At 41.4% G+C, this 12,641-nt stretch carries 13 protein-coding genes; 6 read left to right on the plus strand and 7 right to left on the minus strand.

The window, feature by feature from the left end; all coding sequences use genetic code 11:
• Positions 1-102: 102 nt before the first annotated feature.
• The 3 genes from VM932_RS05110 to VM932_RS05120 are packed head-to-tail and all read right to left on the minus strand — an operon-like array spanning position 103 to position 2,355.
• A complete protein-coding gene (locus VM932_RS05110; RefSeq protein ID WP_326277486.1) occupies positions 103-423 on the minus strand; it encodes a hypothetical protein in 321 nt (106 codons plus the stop codon).
• Between the two features lie 39 nt (positions 424-462).
• A complete protein-coding gene (locus VM932_RS05115) occupies positions 463-933 on the minus strand; it encodes an Lrp/AsnC ligand binding domain-containing protein (RefSeq protein WP_326277487.1) in 471 nt (156 codons plus the stop codon).
• A gap of 48 nt (positions 934-981) precedes the next feature.
• Complete coding sequence (locus VM932_RS05120; RefSeq protein WP_326277488.1) at positions 982-2,355, minus strand: saccharopine dehydrogenase family protein; 1,374 nt, start codon at positions 2,353-2,355, stop codon at positions 982-984.
• 79 nt (positions 2,356-2,434) lie between these two features.
• On the opposite strand from VM932_RS05120, the gene VM932_RS05125 reads away from it, so the two are divergent.
• Together VM932_RS05125 and pckA are read left to right on the plus strand one after the other, a co-directional pair.
• Positions 2,435-2,827 carry a DUF423 domain-containing protein gene (locus VM932_RS05125; protein WP_326277489.1) on the plus strand — a complete coding sequence of 131 codons (393 nt, stop codon included), beginning with the start codon at positions 2,435-2,437 and terminating at the stop codon, positions 2,825-2,827.
• Between the two features lie 63 nt (positions 2,828-2,890).
• Positions 2,891-4,507: a phosphoenolpyruvate carboxykinase (ATP) gene (gene pckA / locus VM932_RS05130; RefSeq protein WP_326277490.1), complete on the plus strand. Its 1,617-nt coding sequence runs from the start codon at positions 2,891-2,893 to the stop codon at positions 4,505-4,507.
• A gap of 67 nt (positions 4,508-4,574) precedes the next feature.
• Here the strand turns inward: pckA and VM932_RS05135 are convergent, their stop codons facing one another.
• Genes VM932_RS05135 through VM932_RS05145 form a run of 3 tightly spaced genes read right to left on the minus strand, consistent with a single transcriptional unit; the run spans position 4,575 to position 7,636 of the window.
• Complete coding sequence (locus VM932_RS05135) at positions 4,575-5,318, minus strand: uroporphyrinogen-III synthase (RefSeq protein ID WP_014032326.1); 744 nt, start codon at positions 5,316-5,318, stop codon at positions 4,575-4,577.
• A gap of 6 nt (positions 5,319-5,324) precedes the next feature.
• The gene (locus VM932_RS05140) at positions 5,325-5,981 is read right to left on the minus strand and encodes a DUF4271 domain-containing protein (RefSeq protein WP_326277492.1); all 657 of its coding nucleotides are present in this window, start codon (positions 5,979-5,981) and stop codon (positions 5,325-5,327) included.
• Complete coding sequence (locus tag VM932_RS05145; RefSeq protein WP_326277493.1) at positions 5,981-7,636, minus strand: glycosyltransferase family 39 protein; 1,656 nt, start codon at positions 7,634-7,636, stop codon at positions 5,981-5,983. The genes VM932_RS05140 and VM932_RS05145 overlap by 1 nt, the downstream gene beginning before the upstream one ends.
• A gap of 121 nt (positions 7,637-7,757) precedes the next feature.
• On the opposite strand from VM932_RS05145, the gene VM932_RS05150 reads away from it, so the two are divergent.
• The 3 genes from VM932_RS05150 to VM932_RS05160 are packed head-to-tail and all read left to right on the plus strand — an operon-like array spanning position 7,758 to position 10,231.
• Positions 7,758-8,486, plus strand: coding sequence for a polyprenol monophosphomannose synthase (locus VM932_RS05150; RefSeq protein WP_326277494.1), 729 nt, complete (start codon positions 7,758-7,760; stop codon positions 8,484-8,486).
• A gap of 2 nt (positions 8,487-8,488) precedes the next feature.
• Entirely contained in the window at positions 8,489-9,823 is a 1,335-nt protein-coding gene (locus tag VM932_RS05155) for a dihydroorotase (RefSeq protein ID WP_326277495.1), read from the plus strand.
• Positions 9,824-9,826: 3 nt separating this feature from the next.
• On the plus strand, positions 9,827-10,231 hold the full coding sequence (locus VM932_RS05160) for a DUF4296 domain-containing protein (protein WP_326277496.1): 405 nt from the start codon (positions 9,827-9,829) through the stop codon (positions 10,229-10,231).
• 23 nt (positions 10,232-10,254) lie between these two features.
• On the opposite strand, the gene VM932_RS05165 is transcribed toward VM932_RS05160, so the two are convergent.
• The gene (locus VM932_RS05165; RefSeq protein WP_326277497.1) at positions 10,255-11,259 is read right to left on the minus strand and encodes an NAD-dependent epimerase/dehydratase family protein; all 1,005 of its coding nucleotides are present in this window, start codon (positions 11,257-11,259) and stop codon (positions 10,255-10,257) included.
• Between the two features lie 86 nt (positions 11,260-11,345).
• Here VM932_RS05165 and tyrS point away from each other — a divergent pair, with 86 nt between their 5' ends.
• Entirely contained in the window at positions 11,346-12,641 is a 1,296-nt protein-coding gene (tyrS, locus tag VM932_RS05170; protein WP_326277499.1) for a tyrosine--tRNA ligase, read from the plus strand.

Raw genomic sequence — 12,641 nt, forward strand, 5'->3', positions numbered from 1 at the left:
TTTCTAGTGTAAATTGTTCTATAAAGTTACAGAATTTTATCTGTTTTAAAAGAGTTAACTCTTTATTTAAAAGAGAACTAAGACTGGATAAAAATAATAGCGTTACTGGCTTGGTACTTCAGTTTTTGCAGAAAGACCTATAGCAACAAAACCATGATCCACAAGGTTTTTAAGGTCCAGTACCTCCAAGGTATTTAGGATAAAAAGATGCTCTTTGTTGCATAGCATAAGAACCTCAAACCCGTGGGCGTTCAAATCGCTGTCAAAATGGTTCTCAATTGCAATAGTGTTCACTTTGTGACGAAGTGAAAGTAGCTGGCATAAAGACATGCGGACCAATTTCTGCCCGAAATCTATATAATAGCAGCGTTCGTTGGCAGCTTGGTACAAGGTGTAATATGTAGACTGGAATATTACATTCATGGGGGCAAATGTAATATTTATTTAGATTCAATACAAATATCAGACCTGTATTTGGCGATCAATTTGCTGGTTCAGGGAAATAAAGGTCTCGGTACGTGAAACACCATCTATTTGCTGTATTTTTTTGTTGAGTACCTGCATTAAGTGTTCGTTGTCCCTACAGAGCACTTTTATAAGGATAGACCAATTTCCGGTGGTGTAGTGGCATTCCAAAACTTCTGGAATTTCTTCCAATTGCCTAACCGCCCTGGGGTTTGCCATGGCTTTGTCCAGATAAATTCCAATGTAGGCCATGGTGGAATAGCCCAGTATCTTTGGATTGATAACAAACTTGGAGCCCGCTATAAGACCGGAGCTTTCCAGTTTGCGTAACCTTTGGTGGATGGCCGCCCCCGAGATTCCTATGTTTCTGGCAATTTCGAGGATAGGTTTACGCGCATCCTCCATCAGGTATCTTAGGATTTTTTTATCAATACCGTCAATTTTAACTGAATTGTTATTGTTTTTCACAACAATGATTTTAATTTGAAGTTAAAGGTATTGAAAATCCAACAGAAATTAACTGGCTACCGAATCCGGGTTATAGCCTAAATAGGGTTTTTCATATTCTTTAAACTGGATTCCGTGCTTATGAAGCTCGGCAAGTATGGGCTTGTACACTTCTTTGTTGATCGGGATTTGTACCCCTGGGGTTTTTATCTTGCCGTTCAATATTTGAAGTGTGGCCATGCCTACGGGAAGCCCTACAGTTTTGGACATGGCCGTGTATGTCCGGTTTTCCCCGATTACTACCATATTGGCATCGATCTGTTTCTTTTTTCCGTTCAATTCATAACCAAACTTGTGGTACATCACAATCATGTCTTTTTCGTCCTCCTTGAGCGTCCAAGTATCCTCCAGAATGTATTGGAGCATTTGGGCGGGAGTGGCGTTTTTTAGGGGAATCTTCTTGGAAGCATTGAATATATCCAATTCCAATAATTTTCCCCACATAATATCGTCCTGGTCAATTTTAAGGTAGTGCCGCATTTTTAGTTCCACCGAATCGGTAGGCGAATAGGGCAAAAATAGGTTGACGAATTCTCGGTACGACATTCCTTCGGAATTTTCAATGGTGTAGCTGTCGTCCGTCATGCCTAAAATCACGAACATTTGCCACGCCTTGGAAAAACCGACTCGCCTCATGGTTCCCCGAAACAGGGTCAAAGCATTCTCTAGCCCATAAGCTTTGCGATACTTTAAAGAATCCCGGTTGGCATAAGCCTCAAAGGTGCCATATCCTTCAATACCCATAAACTCGGTCCTTCTAAATAGCTTTTGATATGGGATGTATTTGTACGTGCCTTCCTGTATAAATTTCGCGACGCCACCTTGGCCTGCAAGCACTACATTTCTTGGGTTCCAGGTAAATTTATAGTTCCAAAGATTGGTATCGCTTTCCGGAGCTACCAAACCTCCGGCAAAAGATTCAAATAACAGCATTTTACCACCGGCATCACGAATTCGGTCAATCACTTCCATGGCACTCATGTGGTCGATTCCGGGATCCAGGCCGATCTCGTTCATAAATACAAGGCCTTTTTTTTTCGCTTCTTCATCCAAGGCCCTTAGTTCATCACTTACATAAGAAGCGGTAATAAAATGTTTTTCAAATTCAATACAATCATGGGCAACATTTATGTGCATTCGAGCTGGAAGCATCGATACAACAATGGATGCCTCGGCAACAGCTTTTTTTCTATCCTCTTCGTTAAATATATCCAAAGGAAAAACGGTACAATTTGGGTGTTTGGCGAATTTATCTGGGATATTTTCTGGATGAAGGTCTCCAATCTTTAGATGAATCTTTTCTTCGTTTGATTTTTTAAGGAAATAATCCAGAAGGTATGAGGTTGATTTACCTGCTCCAACAACTAAAATAGTACGGACCATGTGTTTTGTTTACTTTTGATTTAACTGGACACTAAGATATTAAAATGTTATATTTATAAAAAAATAGCGAGTTAAAGTTATGAACAGAACAATTTTGTTGGTTGGTACAATCATGGGACTGTTGGCCATTGTTTTAGGGGCTTTTGGAGCCCATGGATTAGAGAAATTGGTCGATGCAGAAGCTGTTGACACTTTTGAAACCGGTGTTACATATCAAATGTATCATGCCTTTTTTCTTCTCTTTTTAGGAATATGGAGCGGATTGGCCTTAAAGTCAAAAAAAATTGTTTTTATTCTTGTGCTCGTGGGGGTGATTCTCTTCTCTTTTTCTATTTACCTATTGGCATTGAACAGCTTAACCGCTTTTGATTTTAAAATTATCGGATTTTTAACACCTATCGGAGGTGTTTTGATGATTTCTGGGTGGTTTTACTTAGGATATAACATTTTAACCCAAAAAGTACTCGATTAAGCAAGAATTAAAAGGACAAAAAGTTAATATTTTCTAGTTTTGTACCAACATAAAAGCTAAACTATGAAGGATTCTGCTTCAGCCACGAAAACGATTTCGTTAAAGTCATACGGAATTGATCATGATAATATAAACTATCAACTTTCCCCCGAGGAACTCCACCAGATTACCATTGAAAAGGGGATGGGCAGGGAGGCCTCATCCGGGGCCTTGGCCGTGAACACTGGTGAGTTCACTGGCAGGTCGCCCATGGACCGTTTTATTGTTAAGGACGAGATTACTTCGGAGAAGGTCTGGTGGGGGAAGATCAATATCCCTTTCGAGAGTGATAAGTTTGATGCACTTTATGATAAGGTCATTGCTTATCTCAACGACAAGGAGCTCTATGTCAGGGATTCCTACGCCTGTGCAGATCCAGACTACAAATTGAACATACGTGTGATCAACGAATACCCTTGGTCCAACATGTTCGCCTATAATATGTTTTTGCGCCCCACGGAAGTAGAGTTGGAGGGCTTTGACCCAGAATGGACCGTGGTAAACGCGCCTGGCTTTATGGCGGATCCCAAGGTCGATGGTACCCGCCAGCATAATTTTGCCATTCTAAACTTTGGCAGGAAGATTGCTCTTATTGGGGGAACGGGCTATACCGGGGAAATCAAAAAAGGAATATTCTCGGCATTGAACTTTATCCTGCCCGTTTACAGGAACACCTTGCCCATGCACTGTTCCGCCAATGTGGGAGAAGATGATGATACGGCTATCTTCTTTGGGCTATCGGGAACAGGAAAAACTACATTATCCACCGATCCCAACAGAAAACTTATTGGGGACGATGAGCATGGCTGGACGCCCGACAATACCGTGTTTAATTTTGAGGGGGGCTGCTATGCCAAGGTAATCGACCTTTCCAAGGACAAGGAACCGGAGATTTACGGGGCCATCAAAAAGGGGGCAATTTTGGAGAATGTGGTGTTGGACGACAACGGGGTCGTGGACTTTTCGGACACCTCCATTACCCAGAACACCAGGGTGAGCTACCCCATTCACCATATCGAGAACATAAAGCAGCCATCCATAGGGAAAAACGTAAAGAATATTTTCTTCCTTACCGCTGATGCCTTTGGCGTGCTGCCCCCCATCTCCAAACTGACCCCCGCCCAGGCGGCCTACCACTTTATCTCGGGCTATACGGCCAAGGTGGCCGGCACGGAAGCTGGTGTGGTGGAGCCGCAGCCATCGTTCTCGGCCTGTTTTGGAGCGCCGTTCATGCCCTTGCACCCGGCAAAGTATGCTGAGATGCTGAGCAAAAAGATGAAGGAATCCGGGGTGGACGTTTGGTTGGTGAACACCGGGTGGACCGGAGGACCCTATGGCGTAGGCACTAGGATGAAGCTGAAATACACACGGGCGATGATCAGTGCCGCACTCAGCGGCGAACTTGGCCTGTACAATTACGAGAAATACCATATCCATTCGGTGTTCGGGGTGGCACAACCGAGGGAATGCCCAGGGGTGCCCACCAAAGTATTGAGCCCAAGGGCCACCTGGGACGATGACGAGGCCTATTACAGAACAGCCTTTAAGCTGACCAATGCTTTTAGAGAGAACTTTAAAAAGTTTGAGGAGTACGCCAGTGAGGAAATCCGAAGGGGAGGCCCACAACGGTACGCTTTCTAAATCAGTTCAAAAATAAAAACGCCCCCAGCTTTTTCCGGGGGCGTTTTTATTTTAAACCAGTTCGTTTTTATTTATTAACGCTGGTAATGTATTTCTGTAAAGCCATGGTCATGGATGGAGTTTCGGGCGTCGGTGCCTGAATATCTATTCGCAACCCAGCCGTTGTAGCTGCTTTAACCGTGCTGTTGCCAAAAACGGCAATCCTAGTATCGTTTTGTTCAAAATCCGGGAAGTTCTTCATCAAGGATTCAATACCTGAAGGGCTAAAGAAAACCAAAATGTCATAGTATACATTCCTTAGATCCGAAAGGTCGCTTATTACCGTTTTGTAGAAGATGCCACGAGTCCAATTCACGCCTACCTCGTCCAATAGCTCAGGAACACTGGGTTTTAGCGAATCGGAAGATGGTAACAGGAACTTTTCGTCCTTGTACTTCTTGATCAAGGGAGTCAACTCGTTAAAAGTTCTCTTCCCAACATAAATTTTTCTTTTTCTGTACACCACATATTTTTGCAAATAGTAGGCTACTGCCTCTGACTGACAAAAATATTTCATGGAATCCGGAACTTTGAAGCGCATTTCGTCGGCAATCCTGAAAAAATGATCCACAGAGTTTCTGCTGGTCAGGATAATCGCCGTAAAGTTGTTCAAGTCGATTTTCTGCTGTCTCACATTTTTGGCCTCTACGCCTTCAACGTGTATGAAAGGTCTAAAATCTACTTTAACCTTCTCCTTTTCAATTAATCGCGAATAGGGGGAGTTTTCGACTTTGGGTTCTGGTTGGGAAACCAAAATTGTTTTTACTTTCATAAGTTTTCAACCTTTTAAATAGCTTCCAATTAACACCAAGGGCGCAATTTCGAGTGCGCAAAGGTACAAAATAAAATACATAAAATACGGGAACAGTGCTTTTTGATGGTTCTTCAACAGCTTTACCATGCCAATGCCATTTATTAGAATAATCAGCGTTAAAGCCACGTATATTGTTGTTTTTGAGTTTGCTGTGATGTATATCAGTAAAATGTTGGCAATGGAAATTATTATACTGCTGTAATTGAGGTAAGATATTTTACTGAAAATAAGGCTACCAACAAGGTTTAAATTATTAAAAACAAGACCTACGAACATTTGAAGGGAGAATTTCACCAACTCGAACAACGCCAAAAAACCTAGGATTATTAAATAGACAAGGACTGTTTTTTTATAGGGTATCAGGTCAAAAGCATTAAGAACAAGAAGAATAAATAAAGAGAGGTTGATAAGTTGAAACAAGGTAAGAAGGAGGTGGAACCAATGCGAGAATTGTCCTTTTTTGTTGTGAAGCAGAATATACTTATCATTAAATGGGAGAATGATAAAGTTCAGAAACTTTTTATGGAATAAATATTTGCCAAGGGCCAAAACAACCAGACCCACAAACAATGTTATGGTCATCCAATCCAATGAGGTGATTGTTTTTTCAATGGGTTCCATTATTCTATTTTAATGGGTTTACCGTTAAGTCCTGGGGGCAGATTGTTTTCTGCAATTCCTATTCTAAAGTACGATGGATTTTCCATTGAGGACAATGGCAGTTCAAACGTATAAAAAACCGTATCCTTGGATTTTAAAAATGCTTGCTGGGGCGAAGTGTTCTTTACCTTTAAGGAGCGCATTTGTTTAACTTGTTTGTGTTTGTTGGAATACGAAATCGTGTACTTTAATTGCTCCAAGGGCACATCAAACGGGTATGGATTGTAAACTTTCAGGGAATATTTGATGCCGGTTTCCGGTCTTTCCACAATACATTCCAATTTTCGGTACGATTGAAAATCATTGATGTAGATTCCATGAAAAACTGTGCTGTCCAAATGCACATAGGAAATATCCCCACTTTTCCTGTATTTGGAAACAAACATGACCTTTTTGCCTCGCATTTGTTCTTCGGAATCATCAATGGAATATTGGTTTTTTCGATACATATAAGTGTTCAATGATATGGCAGGAACACCCGAGTAAAAACTATACATCGAGGATCGTCTATAGGAGTTTTCAAAAAGGATGGGTACCCCACCGGACTTTGTTTTAAGCTCGTTTACCCATTCCTTATTGCCATGGGTTTCAAAATACATGGGAAACAAAGGGTAATATGCCATCCATGCCCTTGCATATAGTAAAAGTACTAAGCTCACCAAGCCGATTCGGTACATCCATTTTCGGCTTTTTGCATTCTCCAAAAGATGATTAAAAGCAATTACCGCAAGCGGAATTGAGATTACAATTGTCCATTGCGCCTGAACCCTTCGGTTAAAACTGGAGATGAAAAAGAAGATCAATACCCCGTAAACCAGATAAACCAAAGCTTTTGAAAACTTGTCCGTTATCTTGAATTTGAAAAGTGACCCGTAAATCCAATAAAACAAAAGGCCAATAATTACAATGATGTTCAAAAAGTAGCCCAGGGTAAACTCATCGAATTGGTAGGCTTGGTTGGGGCGTTCGTACAAGTGAAAGGTTATCGAAACAAAGTCGTTTTGATAGAGCCATACAAAATGCGGGATGTAGCAAATCAAGGCCAAAACCACCGCTAACCATGCTTTTTTGTTAAAAAGGAGTTTGTAGTTGGACAGAAACACGAACAAAATAACCAATACCGCATGGTACTTGCTGTACATAAGAGCGGCCATTACCAATCCCAAATACACAGCGGTCGCTATGCCTTCATTCTTTAAGAAGCGTTTATATAACCATAAAAACAGGGCTGTAAAAAATAAAAGTGATGTATCCGGAAGGGTCAAAAAACCATAGGCGTTCATTAAGGTGAAGGAGAACACCAAAAGAAAAAAATGGATTACATAATCCTTCTTCTTCGGATTATCGATCAATAACCAAAGCAACATATATGTCCCTGCGGATAGCACACAGCTCATAAACCTTACCCCTAGCTCACCATCAAAAAACAAACTGCTGACCTTGATCAAAAAGGCAACCATGGACGGATGGTCAAAATACCCCCAGGCCATGTTTTGTGCATAGTACCAGTAGTAGGCTTCATCGTAGATAAGCTCGGTGAAGGATGCTTGTAAAAGGTTAAGTGCAAAAAGAATCGCTAAGAAAATAAAAAAAAACCTGGGAAACTTTTGAGTCATCAAAACGAGATTTTTAAAGCGCAAAGTTACAAATATTGGGTTAGTGCCAAATCGGCTTGGCAATAGTAACTTGTGTGGGCAAGCTAGAAAACCGTATTTTTGACATTCTAATCTTGTGCGAATGGCAGACGGCTTGGTCATTATACCCACATTCAATGAAATTGAAAACATCGAGGCCATTGTTAAAACGGTTTTCGACCTAAAAAAGGATTTTCATGTGCTGGTAGTAGATGATAACTCTCCCGATGGTACCTCGGATTGTGTAAAAACCCTGCAAAAAGATTTTCCGGAACGACTCTTTTTGGAGGTTCGAAAGGAAAAATCGGGCTTGGGTACGGCATACATCCACGGGTTTAAATGGGCCTTAAAAAATGGGTATGAATACATTTTTGAGATGGATGCAGATTTTTCGCACCGACCTGCCGACCTCTCCCGTTTGCACCGAGCTTGTCTTAATGGGGCAGATGTGGCCGTTGGATCACGCTACAAAAAAGGGGTCAATGTAGTGAACTGGCCCTTGGCAAGGATTTTACTTTCTTACGGAGCCTCGTTTTATGTAAAGCTGATTACGGGAATGAAGGTACACGACCCCACGGCTGGGTTTGTCTGCTACAAAAGAAGAGTGTTGGAAACCATTAATTTGGATAAGGTGCGCTTTATTGGTTATGCGTTTCAGATTGAAATGAAATACAGGACCTATCTCAAAAAGTTCAAGATTGAAGAGGTATCGATTATTTTTACCGATAGAGTGAATGGTAAATCAAAAATGAACTCCGCTATCATTAGGGAAGCCATTTTTGGGGTTATAGCCATGAAGTTTAGAAGTATATTTTTTAAAAAGAGCTTTTAATTATGTCAAAAATACTGTTGAAGAACGCCAAGATTGTAAATGAGAACAGCATTTTTGAGTCCGATGTGCTGTTGGAAGGCGACTTTATTGCTCGAATAGATGCTGATATTTCCGATGCTCATGCCAAGGTAATTGATTTGGAAGGGAATCTTTTGTTACCAGGCATTATTGACGATCAGGTACATTTTAGGGAACCGGGCCTTACCCACAAGGGAACTATTGCTACCGAAAGTAGGGCCGCAATAGCTGGGGGTGTCACCACTTTTATGGAGCAGCCCAATACCAATCCACAAACTACGACCATTGAAAAGCTAGAGGAAAAATTTGCCATTGCCGCCAAGGATTCTTCAGCAAACTATTCTTTCCTTTTTGGAGGAACCAATGATAATTTGGAAGAACTGAAACGATTGGACAAAAATGCTTGCTCTGGGGTTAAATTGTTCTTGGGCTCTTCCACAGGAAATATGCTGGTGGACGACGAGAAAGTCTTGGAACAGATTTTCAGGAATACCGAAATGGTAATTTCTGCCCATTGCGAGGATGAGGGGACCATTAGGGCCAATATGGCCAAGTACAAAGAAATGTATGGTGACAATATCCCTATAGAAATGCACCCCATCATCCGAAGTGCTGAGGCTTGCTACCTATCTTCATCAAAAGCTATTGCTCTCGCCAAAAAAACTGGGGCAAGATTGCATGTGTTCCATGTGTCAACGGGTATTGAAACTGACCTTTTTACCAATAAAATTCCTTTGGAAGAAAAAAAGATTACCGCTGAGGTATGTATCCACCACCTTTGGTTTTCTGATGAGGATTATGCCAAAAAAGGAACTTTGATCAAATGGAACCCTGCAGTAAAGACCAAAAATGATAGGGATAAACTTTGGAAAGCCCTGATGGACGACCGTATAGATGTAGTTGCCACCGACCATGCACCGCATACGCTCGAAGAAAAAGACAATCCTTACACCAGTGCACCTTCTGGGGGACCTTTAGTGCAGCACGCACTATTGGCCATGCTCCAAAAAGAAAAAGAAGGTATGATAAGTTTGGAGAAAATAGTGGAAAAAATGTGCCACAACCCATCAAAGTTGTTTGATATTGACCGTCGTGGATTTATTCGCGAAGGCTATTATGCTGATTTGGTACAAGTGAAGCAGGATTCTAAAAATGAGGTTAAAAAAGCCAATATTTTCTATAAATGTGGGTGGTCTCCCTTTGAAGGTGTTACTTTTGACTCCGAAGTAAGACGAACCTTTGTGAATGGTTTATTGGCCTATGAAAATGGTACATTCAGTTCGGAAAAGAATGCAAAGAGGCTTACGTTTAATCGTTAAGGGATGAAATATACCGTAACATTATTTTTTGGTTTGATGTTATTGCTTTCCTGTACGGAGCAGGTAGTGGAGAAACCGGAAAACCTGATACCAAAAGAAAAAATGACCGAGATTCTTCATGATTTGGCCATTTTGAATGCTGCTAAATCCGGGGCCGCAAGAAAGTTTGAAGATTCTGGTGTCGATATTATGGAATTTCTTTATAAAAAATATGGTATAGATAGCACCCAGTTTTCCCAAAGCGACCTGTATTATGCCTCACTTCCTTTGGAATACCAAACCATCTACCAAGAGTTGGAAACACGGATAAAGCGTCAAAAAGACACCTTGGAAGCTATTGGGAAACGAAGAAACGATAGTGTCCGTAAGGCAAACCAACGACGAAGCGATTCCTTGAAAGCACTATAAAGAAAAAGGAGAAGTAAAGAAGGCTATACTCGTTCCTTAAACCTATCACAGCAAAAAGTAATGGCCTTGTCCATGTCCTCAAATGTAAAATCCAATTCGGATTTTATTTTTTGGTTACTGAATATTTTTTGACGGTACAGTCCTTTGGCCACAGACTTGGAGAGTTTTCTTCTTTTACCAAACACATTGCTGCGTACCCAATCCCATCGCCAAAAACATTCAAGCATAAATTTGGAGACCTTTTTGGTTGGTGGAGCTACACCTAGTTGAGGTGCTATTTTTTGAAATAATTCTTTGTAGGTCATATTTTGGTTCACCAGAATAAAGCGTTCCGTTCGGATGTTGGAATCCATCAATTTGGTCATCGCATGGATAACGTCTTTTATAGTGACAAAACCTGTTCCGCTAGGAATAAAATACTTCTTCCCCTTGGATGCATAGGTAAAAAAAGTTCCACTGCCAGATTTCCAAAAGCCGGGCCCAATAACTACTCCGGGATTTACAATAACAATGTTTAGCCCTTCTTGGGAGCCACGCCACACCTCAAGTTCTGCATTGTATTTTGTGATGCCGTAGACATTGGCTTTGGCCTCGTTCCATTCGTTCTCCTCGGTCACTTCTTTTTGTTTGATGCTGGGACCAATGGCCGCAATGGAACTCACATAACAAAGTTTTTTAACACCGTATTTTAGGGAAAGGTTCACAATATTGGCTGTACCTTCCACATTGGTGCGTTCTAGCATTTTAAAGTCTTTGGGCTCAAAGGAAATCAATGCGGCACAATGATAAACGTATTCGACACCATCAAAAAGAGAATCCAATCCGCCTACATCAGTAATATCGGCCTGTACCCAATCAATTTGTTCCATCAAAATGGATGGATTGTCCGAATAGTACCCAAAAACCTTGTGGACTTTTTTCTTGGACGCTTCGGTCCTATAATTAGTTCTGATGGTGTTCCCATTGCTGATTAAATGGAAAAGTAAATGGGAACCGATCAGTCCAGTGCCTCCTGTAACCAAAATCATAAGGTAAAAGTACCTATTTGTAGTGGAAAAATTGAGCGAAATGCCAACTTCATTTTATATTTGCAGCTATTCCAAAAAAACCGATCATGACGAAGAATTTTGTTCAAGAACTGCAATGGAGGGGAATGGTGCACGATGTTATGCCAGGAGCCGAAGAACACCTTATGGAAGAAATGCGTGCCGCTTATGTGGGAATAGATCCTACGGCCGATTCACTTCATATTGGCCATTTGGTAGGTGTTATGATGCTTAAACATTTTCAGTTGGCCGGACACAAGCCCTACGCTTTGGTTGGAGGTGCCACGGGTATGATTGGTGATCCATCGGGCAAATCGGCCGAACGAAATTTATTGGATGAGGAAACCCTACGCCACAATCAAGAGGCTTTAAAAGAACAATTGAGTCGGTTTTTGGATTTTGAAAGCGGGGAGGACAATGCAGCAGTACTGGTAAACAATTACGATTGGATGAAGAACTTTTCGTTTCTGGAGTTTATCCGTGATGTTGGTAAGCACATTACCGTAAATTACATGATGGCGAAGGATTCCGTGAAAAAACGTCTTTCTTCTGATGCCAAAGAGGGGATGTCCTTTACCGAGTTCACCTATCAGTTGGTGCAAGGGTACGATTTTCTGTACCTCTACCAAAACCACGATTGTACGTTGCAAATGGGTGGTAGCGACCAATGGGGGAACATTACCACGGGCACGGAACTTATCCGAAGAATTGGTGGTGGAAAGGGCTTTGCCCTTACTTGCCCGTTGATTACCAAGGCAGATGGTACCAAATTCGGGAAAACCGAAGGAGGCAATGTTTGGTTGGATGCAGAAAGGACTTCTCCTTATAAATTTTATCAATATTGGTTGAACACTTCCGATGAGGATGCCGATAAATACATCAAAATTTTCACCTTTTTGACTCAGAAGGAGATTGAGGATTTGGTGGCGGAACATAAAGAAGCACCCCACATGAGAGCGCTTCAAAAGAAATTGGCAGAAGAAGTTACCGTGATGGTACATTCCCAAGAAGATTTGGACAATGCGATAAAGGCGAGCAACATTTTATTTGGAAAATCTACTTCCGAAGATTTGAAACAACTCGACGAGAAGACATTTTTGGATGTTTTTGAAGGCGTTCCCCAAGCAAAGGTTAGTAAAAATGAACTGGAACCCGGTCTGGATATGATCGGCGCTTTGGCGGCCAAGACCAACTTTTTGGGCTCTAACGGCGAAGCCAGAAGGGAATTGAAACAAAACTCCATTGCCGTGAACAAGGAAAAGATAAGGGAGGATTATCTGATAACGGCCTCTGATCTGATCAACGATAAATTTGTACTGCTGCAACGGGGCAAGAAGAATTACTTTGTTCTTGTAGTGGAGTAG

The sequence above is a fragment of the Flagellimonas halotolerans genome (assembly GCF_035818535.1).
In the GTDB taxonomy this organism is placed as follows: domain Bacteria; phylum Bacteroidota; class Bacteroidia; order Flavobacteriales; family Flavobacteriaceae; genus Flagellimonas; species Flagellimonas halotolerans.

Bases quoted from the DNA above. Each gene is read 5' to 3' on its own strand.
- pckA (WP_326277490.1), top strand. From the start codon at position 2,891: ATGAAGGATTCTGCTTCAGCCACGAAAACGATTTCGTTAAAGTCATAC.
- tyrS (WP_326277499.1), top strand. From the start codon at position 11,346: ATGACGAAGAATTTTGTTCAAGAACTGCAATGGAGGGGAATGGTGCAC.
- VM932_RS05125 (WP_326277489.1), top strand. From the start codon at position 2,435: ATGAACAGAACAATTTTGTTGGTTGGTACAATCATGGGACTGTTGGCC.
- VM932_RS05165 (WP_326277497.1), bottom strand. From the start codon at position 11,259: ATGATTTTGGTTACAGGAGGCACTGGACTGATCGGTTCCCATTTACTT.
- VM932_RS05160 (WP_326277496.1), top strand. From the start codon at position 9,827: ATGAAATATACCGTAACATTATTTTTTGGTTTGATGTTATTGCTTTCC.
- VM932_RS05155 (WP_326277495.1), top strand. From the start codon at position 8,489: ATGTCAAAAATACTGTTGAAGAACGCCAAGATTGTAAATGAGAACAGC.
- VM932_RS05135 (WP_014032326.1), bottom strand. From the start codon at position 5,318: ATGAAAGTAAAAACAATTTTGGTTTCCCAACCAGAACCCAAAGTCGAA.
- VM932_RS05110 (WP_326277486.1), bottom strand. From the start codon at position 423: ATGAATGTAATATTCCAGTCTACATATTACACCTTGTACCAAGCTGCC.
- VM932_RS05140 (WP_326277492.1), bottom strand. From the start codon at position 5,981: ATGGAACCCATTGAAAAAACAATCACCTCATTGGATTGGATGACCATA.
- VM932_RS05150 (WP_326277494.1), top strand. From the start codon at position 7,758: ATGGCAGACGGCTTGGTCATTATACCCACATTCAATGAAATTGAAAAC.
- VM932_RS05145 (WP_326277493.1), bottom strand. From the start codon at position 7,636: ATGACTCAAAAGTTTCCCAGGTTTTTTTTTATTTTCTTAGCGATTCTT.
- VM932_RS05120 (WP_326277488.1), bottom strand. From the start codon at position 2,355: ATGGTCCGTACTATTTTAGTTGTTGGAGCAGGTAAATCAACCTCATAC.